5 protein-coding genes are annotated in these 8,730 nt (G+C 70.1%); 3 read left to right on the top strand and 2 right to left on the bottom strand.

The genetic code is table 11. The features are described from left to right. Nucleotides 1-207: 207 nt before the first annotated feature. Entirely contained in the window at nucleotides 208-723 is a 516-nt protein-coding gene (locus AOK15_RS36715) for a DUF6912 family protein (RefSeq protein ID WP_055522902.1), read from the top strand. Between the two features lie 95 nt (nucleotides 724-818). Beyond that, a complete protein-coding gene (locus AOK15_RS36710) occupies nucleotides 819-1,490 on the top strand; it encodes an HAD family hydrolase (RefSeq protein ID WP_055522900.1) in 672 nt (223 codons plus the stop codon). A gap of 58 nt (nucleotides 1,491-1,548) precedes the next feature. Here AOK15_RS36710 and AOK15_RS36705 read toward each other — a convergent pair whose 3' ends face one another. Next, nucleotides 1,549-2,115, bottom strand: coding sequence for a DJ-1/PfpI family protein (locus AOK15_RS36705; protein ID WP_055522898.1), 567 nt, complete (start codon nucleotides 2,113-2,115; stop codon nucleotides 1,549-1,551). Nucleotides 2,116-2,860: 745 nt separating this feature from the next. On the opposite strand from AOK15_RS36705, the gene AOK15_RS36700 reads away from it, so the two are divergent. Further along, nucleotides 2,861-7,837, top strand: coding sequence for an NAD-glutamate dehydrogenase (locus tag AOK15_RS36700; RefSeq protein ID WP_055522896.1), 4,977 nt, complete (start codon nucleotides 2,861-2,863; stop codon nucleotides 7,835-7,837). Between the two features lie 114 nt (nucleotides 7,838-7,951). On the opposite strand, the gene AOK15_RS36695 is transcribed toward AOK15_RS36700, so the two are convergent. Then, nucleotides 7,952-8,563, bottom strand: coding sequence for a hypothetical protein (locus AOK15_RS36695; protein ID WP_055522894.1), 612 nt, complete (start codon nucleotides 8,561-8,563; stop codon nucleotides 7,952-7,954). Nucleotides 8,564-8,730 lie beyond the last annotated feature (167 nt).

Below are 8,730 nucleotides of genomic sequence, written 5' to 3'. Positions count from 1 at the left end.
ATCAGGGTGATGGGGGCGGGGGCTCGAAAGGGGACGCCGCACGTATCCTGAAGGACCGTCGGGACCGACTCCTCGTACCGCCCCGGGCGCCTCCGGCGTGCGGGAGCGATCCCTGCGGGGTACGGATCGTTCCCGGCGGGGGTGGACCCCTCGTCGGAGCCCTCCGCGGAGCCTTGACAGCGAACACGACTACGAAAGCGGCCTGCCATGCGCGTCTACGTCCCCCTGACCCTTCCCGGGCTCGCCGAGGCGTACAAGACGGGGCAGTTGGGGGAGGGGCCGTTCGTCGCGTACGCCGTCACGCCGGCGCTGCGCGAGTGGTACCTGTCCGACGACATCGAGGAGCTGGAGTACGCCGCCCTGAACCGCGCCGCGCTCGCGTCGTTGCGGCTGGTAGCCGTGGAGCCGGGTGCCGTTCGGCGCCGGGTCGTCGTGGCGGTGGACGTGGCCGACCGGGACGCTGTCGCCGATCCCGACCGGGGCCTCGACCCGACGGCGCTCGGCGAGGTGCGGGTCGCCGGGCCGGTGCCGCTGTCCAAGGCGGCGGCCGTGCACGTCGACTCGGCGGAGGCCGAGGCCGAGGTGTCCGAGGCGGCAGACGCGCTCGGCGCGGCGGACCAGGGCGACGACGACGCCCAGTTCATCGTCGACGGCGCCGACGACCACGAACTGCTGTGGTACGCGACGCAGGAGATCCCCAACCTGGTGGGGCTCGGGGAGTGACACCGACGCCGCGCGGCCTTTGACTCGTACGCGTCTGCGGGGTGCGTACACAGGGTCACGGCGCGTTGTCAGTGGTGAGAGGTAGTTTTTCGGGTATGGGGAAGCACGGCGCTGGGGCGCACATCGTCTGGGACTGGAACGGCACGCTGTTCCATGACAACGAAGCGATCATCGGGGCGACGAACGCGGCGTTCGCCGAGCTGGGGATCGAGCCGCTCACCTTGGAGCGGTACCGGGAGCTGTACTGCGTGCCGGTGCCGAAGTTCTACGAGCGGCTGATCGGGCGGCTGCCCACCGATGAGGAGTGGGACGCCATGGACGCCGTCTTCCATCGGTACTACGCCGAGCACCGGGTCGCGTGCGGGCTCACCGACGGCGTGCCCACGCTGCTCGCCGACTGGCGGTCCGAGGGGCACAGCCAGTCGATCCTCAGCATGTACGTGCACGAGGAACTCGTGCCGCTGGTACGGGGATTCGGGATCGAGCCGCACTTCATGCGGGTCGACGGGCGGCGGGGGCCGTCCGGGGGCAGCAAGGCCGAGCACATGGTGCGGCACCTGCGCCGGCTCGTCGGGGTGGAGCCGGAGCGGACCGTGGTGATCGGGGACGCCGCGGACGACGCCGTCGCCGCCCGGCACGTCGGGGCGCGGGCCGTCCTCTACACCGGGGGCTCCCACAGCCGGGCGAGCCTGGAGACGGTGCCCGGGGTGCCCGTGGTGGACACCCTGGAGGAGGCGGTCGTGGAGGCCCAGCGGCTGGCGGCGTAGCGCGTCGCCGAGCCGGCTCATCGCCGGTTCGGCGCCCCCTTCCTGCCCTCCGTCGCCCTCAGGTCGCCGGGGCCTTGGTCCGCAGGACCTTCAGGAACTCGCGCATCCAGCTCGGGTGGTCCGGCCACGCGCGCGCGGAGACGAGGGTGCCGTCGATCACGGTCTCGGTGTCCTGGAAGGTCGCCCCCGCGGACTGCATGTCGAGCTCCAGCGCGGGGTACGCGGTGACGCGGCGGCCGTGGAGCGCGTCCACGGCGGCGGTGAGCAGCGGCCCGTGGCAGATCTGGGCGACCGGCTTGTCGGTGTCGAAGAACGACTTCAGGATCTTGCGCAGCTCCGGGTCGTTGCGGAGGTACTCCGGGGCCCGGCCGCCGGGGATGACGAGGGCGACGTACTGGCCGGGGTCGACCTCGGAGAAGGCCAGGTCAGCGGGCCAGGTGTACCCCGGTTTCTCGGTATAGGTGTCGAAACCGGGCTCGAAGTCGTGGACGACGAAGCGGAGCTGCTTGCGGCTGGGGGCGGCGATGTGGACCTCGTAGCCCTCCTCCCGCAGGCGCTGGTAGGGGTACAGGACCTCCAGTGACTCGGCCGCGTCACCGGTGATGATGAGGATCTTGGCTGTCATGGCGGGTTCCCCTCGGCCTCGTGGTGGTCGTCTCGTCGGGGTGTCCTGGGCAACGTGCATCCAGGGTGGGGGTTTGCCAAGGGGGTGTGCGGCGGTGCGGTTCCGGCGCGGGCCTTTCGCCACCTGCTTGGCGGCAGCCTCACCCTCCGATTGTCGCCTCGACCCGTCACCCGGCGCATTCCGGTCACCCGGCGTCCGGCCCCGGCCCCGGGCCGGGCCTCTCCCACGGGAAAAACCCTGGCCGCGCCCTGCCCAGGAGGCACAGTTGAGCGGGAGTATGCTCGGGTGGGCGGGGTGAGTGTGGAGGTCGGGTGGTTGTCTCTGTGTGGAATGTCAAAGTTCTGGCCCCGGTTTTGTACACATACGGCTCATGACGAGGGGCCTGTAAGGAGCGATAGCCTTGGTGGCGTGATCAGCGCGATAGTTCGCGGGGACGTCGTCGTCCCTGCCCCGCGCCCGGTGAGCACGGACGACATCCGTGACCGGGCGGCGGTCGCTGGTCCTTGCGGGCGGGTGGGGAGCCTGAAGGCCCCCGGGGCGCCGAACGAATTCACCAAGGCGGCGCCGAGAGCAGCGTCACACCCCTGTTCGGTGGCCAGAATGGCCGATTACCTCCCGCTCATCTCACCCCGCGGCATAGCGTCGAAGCAGACCGGACACCCCGTGTTGTGCCGTCGCGTCGGAGGGGCCGAGCCCGTACTTCCTTCTACGTCACGCAACGGCGCGCGACAGGAGCCAGAGGACAATGCAGACCAAGCTGGACGAAGCCAAGGCCGAGTTGCTCGAGAGGGCCGCCCGGGTAGCTGAGAACAGCCCGGTCGGGGGGCACCTACCGACTGGGACGACGAGCGAGAGTGCCGCGGGTGCACCGGACACCCCGGACCACGACACCGTGCTCGCGTTCCTCCAGCGCTACTACCTGCACACCGCCCCGGAGGACCTGAGCGGCCGTGACCCGGTCGACGTCTTCGGAGCCGCCTACTCCCACTACCGACTGGCCGAGAACCGCCCTCAGGGCACGGCCAACGTGAGGGTGCACACCCCGACCGTGGAGGAGAACGGCTGGACCTGCAGCCACTCCGTCGTCGAGGTCGTCACCGACGACATGCCCTTCCTCGTCGACTCCGTGACCAATGAGCTGTCACGGCAGGGACGGGGCATCCACGTCGTCATCCACCCGCAGGTCGTCGTCCGCCGTGACGTGACCGGCAGGCTCGTCGAGCTGGTCAGCGAGCCGTCCGCCGTCGCCGCCGCCGCGGCGGCCGTGGCCGCCGGCGAGACGCTTCCGCACGACGCGCACATCGAGTCCTGGATCCACGTCGAGATCGACCGCGAGACCGACCGGGGCGACCTGAAGCAGATCACCAGCGATCTGCTGCGGGTGCTGTCCGACGTGCGGGAGGCCGTCGAGGACTGGGAGAAGATGCGGGACGCGGCGCTGCGGATCGCCGACCAACTGCCCACCGAACCCACCGCCGACGACCTGCGCGACCAGGAGGTGGAGGAGGCCCGCGAGCTGCTGCGCTGGCTCGCCGACGACCACTTCACCTTCCTCGGGTTCCGCGAGTACGAACTGCGCCCCGACGACTCCCTCGCCGCCGTGGCCGGGACCGGACTCGGCATCCTGCGGGCCGACCCGCACCACGCCGGGCCCGACGACCACCCCGTCAGCTCCTCCTTCGAGCGGCTGCCCGCCGACGCCCGCGCCAAGGCCCGCGAGCACAAGCTCCTCATCCTCACCAAGGCCAACAGCCGCGCCACCGTCCACCGGCCGTCCTACCTCGACTACGTGGGCGTGAAGAAGTTCGACAGCGAGGGGAACGTCGTCGGTGAGCGACGGTTCCTCGGGCTGTTCTCCTCGGCCGCCTACACCGAGTCGGTCCGCCGCGTCCCCGTCATCCGGCGCAAGGTCGACGAGGTCCTCAGGGGCGCCGGGTTCTCGCCCAACAGCCACGACGGACGCGACCTGCTCCAGATCCTGGAGACCTACCCGCGTGACGAGCTGTTCCAGACGCCCGCCGACGAGCTGCGGTCCATCGTCACCTCCGTGCTCTACCTCCAGGAACGCCGGCGCCTGCGGCTCTACCTGCGGCAGGACGAGTACGGACGCTACTACTCCGCCCTCGTCTACCTGCCGCGCGACCGGTACACCACCGGCGTACGGCTGCGGATCATCGACATCCTCAAGGAGGAACTCGGCGGCACCAGCGTCGACTTCACCGCCTGGAACACCGAGTCGATCCTCTCCCGGCTGCACTTCGTGGTCCGCGTCCCGCAGGGCACCGAACTGCCCCAGCTGACCGACGCCGACAAGGAGCGCGTCGAGGCCCGCCTGGTGGAGGCCGCCCGCTCCTGGGCGGACGGCTTCGGCGAGGCACTCAACGCCGAACTGGGCGAGGAGCGCGCCGCCGAACTGCTGCGCCGCTACCACAACGCCTTCCCCGAGGGCTACAAGGCCGACCACAGCCCTCGCTCCGCCGTCGCCGACCTCGTCAACATCGAACAGCTCGGCGAGGAGGAGGACTTCGCGCTCAGCCTGTACGAGCCCGTGGGCGCCGCGCCCGACGAACGGCGGTTCAAGATCTACCGCAAGGGCGGCTCCGTCTCGCTCTCCGCGGTGCTGCCCGTCCTCAACCGGCTCGGCGTCGAGGTCATCGACGAGCGGCCCTACGAGCTGCGCCGCGAGGACCGTACGACCGCCTGGATCTACGACTTCGGGCTGCGCATGCCCCGGTCGGCGGCCGGCGACTTCCTCGGCGGCGACGCCCGCGAACGGGTGCAGGAGGCGTTCGCCGCCACCTGGACCGGGCAGGCCGAGAACGACGGGTTCAACGCCCTGGTGCTGAGCGCCGGGCTCACCTGGCGGCAGGCCATGGTGCTGCGCGCGTACGCCAAGTACCTGCGGCAGGCCGGGTCCACCTTCAGCCAGGACTACATGGAGGACACCCTCCGCAACAACGTCCACACCACCCGGTTGCTCGTGTCGCTGTTCGAGGCGCGGATGTCGCCCGACCGGCAGCGGGCCGGACGCGAGATCGTCGACGCGCTCCTCGAAGAGGTCGACGCCGCGCTCGACCAGGTGGCCTCCCTCGACGAGGACCGCATCCTGCGGTCCTTCCTCACCGTCATCAAGGCGACGCTGCGCACCAACTTCTTCCAGGAGGCGGCCGGCGGCAAGCCGCACGACTACGTCTCCATGAAGTTCGACCCGCAGGCCATCCCCGACCTGCCGGCACCGCGCCCGGCGTTCGAGATCTGGGTGTACTCGCCGCGCGTCGAGGGCGTGCACCTGCGGTTCGGGAAGGTCGCCCGTGGTGGACTGCGCTGGTCCGACCGGCGTGAGGACTTCCGCACGGAGATCCTGGGCCTGGTCAAGGCGCAGATGGTCAAGAACACCGTGATCGTGCCGGTCGGCGCCAAGGGCGGCTTCGTCGCCAAGCAGCTGCCCGACCCGTCGGTGGACCGCGACGCCTGGCTCGCCGAGGGCATCCGCAGCTACCGGACCTTCATCTCCGCGCTGCTCGACATCACCGACAACATGGTCGCCGGAGAGGTCGTCCCGCCCGCCGACGTCGTCCGGCACGACGAGGACGACACCTACCTCGTCGTCGCCGCCGACAAGGGCACCGCGACCTTCTCCGACATCGCCAACGAGGTGGCTCAGTCGTACAACTTCTGGCTCGGGGACGCCTTCGCCTCCGGCGGCAGCGCCGGCTACGACCACAAGGGCATGGGCATCACCGCCCGCGGCGCCTGGGAGTCCGTCAAGCGGCACTTCCGGGAGCTGGGTGTCGACACCCAGAGCGAGGACTTCACCGTCGTCGGCATCGGCGACATGTCCGGTGACGTGTTCGGCAACGGCATGCTGCTCAGCGAGCACATCCGGCTGGTCGCCGCCTTCGACCACCGGCACATCTTCATCGACCCCAACCCCGACGCGGCCACCTCGTACGGGGAGCGGCGCCGGATCTTCGAACTCCCGCGCTCCAGCTGGGAGGACTACGACACCGAGCTGATCTCCACCGGCGGTGGCGTCTTCCCGCGCACCGCCAAGGCCATCCCGATCAACGGCCACATCCGGGACGCCCTGGGCATCGAGGAGAAGATCTCCAAGATGACCCCGGCCGACCTGATGAAGGCGATCCTCAAGGCGCCGGTCGACCTGCTGTGGAACGGCGGCATCGGGACGTACGTCAAGTCGGGCGCCGAGTCGCACGCCGACGTCGGCGACAAGGCCAACGACGCCATCCGGGTCGACGGAGGGGACCTGCGGGTCCAGGTCGTCGGCGAGGGCGGCAACCTCGGCCTGACCCAGCTCGGCCGGATCGAGTTCGCGCAGACCGGCGGACGGGTCAACACCGACGCCATCGACAACAGCGCGGGCGTGGACACCTCCGACCACGAGGTGAACATCAAGATCCTGCTCAACGGCCTGGTCACCGAGGGCGACATGACCGTCAAGCAGCGCAACAAGCTGCTCGCGGAGATGACAGACGAGGTCGGCCGGCTGGTCCTGCGCAACAACTACGCGCAGAACACGGCCATCGCCAACGCCCTCGCCCAGTCCAAGGACATGCTCCACGCCCAGCAGCGCTTCATGCGTCACCTGGTCAGGGAGGGCCACCTCGACCGGGCGCTGGAGTTCCTGCCCACGGACCGGCAGATCCGTGAGCGGCTGAACACCGGGCACGGCCTCACCGGTCCGGAGACGGCCGTCCTCCTCGCGTACACGAAGATCACCGTCGCCGAGGAGCTGCTGCACACCTCGCTGCCGGACGACCCGTACCTGCGCACCCTGCTGCACACGTACTTCCCGACCGCGCTGCGCCAGCAGTTCTCCGAGCACATCGACAGCCACCCGCTGAGCCGGGAGATCGTCACCACCCTGCTCGTCAACGACACGGTCAACACGGGCGGTACGAGCTTCCTGCACCGGCTGCGGGAGGAGACCGGGGCCTCGCTGGAGGAGATCGTCCGGGCGCAGACCGCGTCCCGCGCGATCTTCGGGTCGGGCGCGGTGTGGGACGCCGTCGAGGGCCTGGACAACAAGGTCGACGCCGACGTCCAGACCCGGATCCGGCTGCACTCCCGGCGCCTCGTCGAGCGCGGCACGCGCTGGCTGCTCAACAACCGGCCGCAGCCGCTGCAACTGAGCGAGACCATCGCCTTCTTCAAGGACGGCGTGGACCTCGTCTGGGGCGAGCTGCCCAAGCTGCTGCGCGGCGCGGACCTGGAGTGGTACCAGCAGATCTACGACGAGCTGGCCGGCGTCGGCGTCCCCGAGGAACTGGCCACCCGGGTGGCGGGCTTCTCCTCGGCGTTCCCGACGCTCGACATCGTCGCCGTCGCCGACCGGGTCGGGCGGACGCCGATGGAGGTCGCCGAGGTGTACTACGACCTCGCCGACCGGCTGCGCATCACCCAGCTCATGGACCGCATCATCGAGCTGCCGCGCGCCGACCGCTGGCAGTCCATGGCCCGCGCGGCGATCCGCGAGGACCTGTACGCGGCGCACGCCTCCCTCACCGCGGACGTGCTGTCCGCCGGGAACGGCACGTCGACACCGGAACAGCGGTTCAAGGTGTGGGAGCAGCAGAACGCGCCGATCCTGGGCCGTGCGCGGACGACGCTGGAGGAGATCCAGGGCTCCGACGCGTTCGACCTGGCCAACCTGTCGGTGGCCATGCGCACGATGCGCACCCTGCTGCGCAGCCACTCGTAGCGGGCACGCGAGGGCACGACGGAAAGGGGGCGCCCCCGGGTTCATCGGAACCCGGGGGCGCCCCCTTTCTTCTGCCTGACCTTCTTCGGCCTGACCGGTCTTCTGCCGGACCCGTCAGGTCGTGATCTTCCAGACCGTGACGGTGCCGCGGATGTCGGGCATGTAGTCCTGGTCCTGGGGCGACTTCACCTCGGTGACCTCCCACAGGGCGAGGTTGCCGTCACTCGTGATCGTGCAGAGGTAGTCGCCCTTGGCGATCTGCTCGTCCCGGTTGATGGACTCGGCGGACAGGCTGTCGGTGTAGGGGTTCTGGTCCGCGCCCGCGCGGCACTCCTTGTCCGTGGAGCCGTTCGCCTCGCCCATGGAGGTGCCGAACGACACCGATGAGCCGTCGATGCGCAGTTCCGCGTCGTCGTAGTCCATCTGGGAGCTGGTGGGGTCCACCAGCGGCTGGTCGAGGTCCACGTACGTGCTGTCCAGGCCGGAGTCGGGGCCCCGGACCGTGATCGGCACACTGTCGACGATCTTGGTGTACTTGGCGCCCTCGGCGGGCGGCGCGGAGCCCGTGGGAGTGGTGCCGGTGCCCCCGGTGGTGTCCCCGGAGCCGTCGTCCGCGCCCGTCTCCGACTCGGTCGGCGTCGGGCTCGGCTTGTCCTTCTCCTCGTTCTTGGCTTTGTCGCCGCTCGCCGTACTGCTGGAACCCTTGTCGTGGTCCTTCTTGCCCATCAGGTACACCGCGGCCGTGGCGCCCGAGCCGACCGCCAGGACGAGGACGAGGGAGATGAGGCCGACCTTCAGCCCCCGGCGGCTCTTTTTGGGCGGCGTCGGGGCAGGGGCCGGGGCCTGCGGGGTGAGGTTGTACGTCTGGGCGGCGGGCTGCGGGTAGCCTTAGC

Source organism: Streptomyces ossamyceticus (genome assembly GCF_001418475.1).
GTDB classification, from domain to species: Bacteria; Actinomycetota; Actinomycetes; order Streptomycetales; family Streptomycetaceae; genus Streptomyces; species Streptomyces ossamyceticus.
Note: the sequence above shows the minus strand (reverse complement) of the source record. Positions and strands in the feature narration are given on the sequence as shown.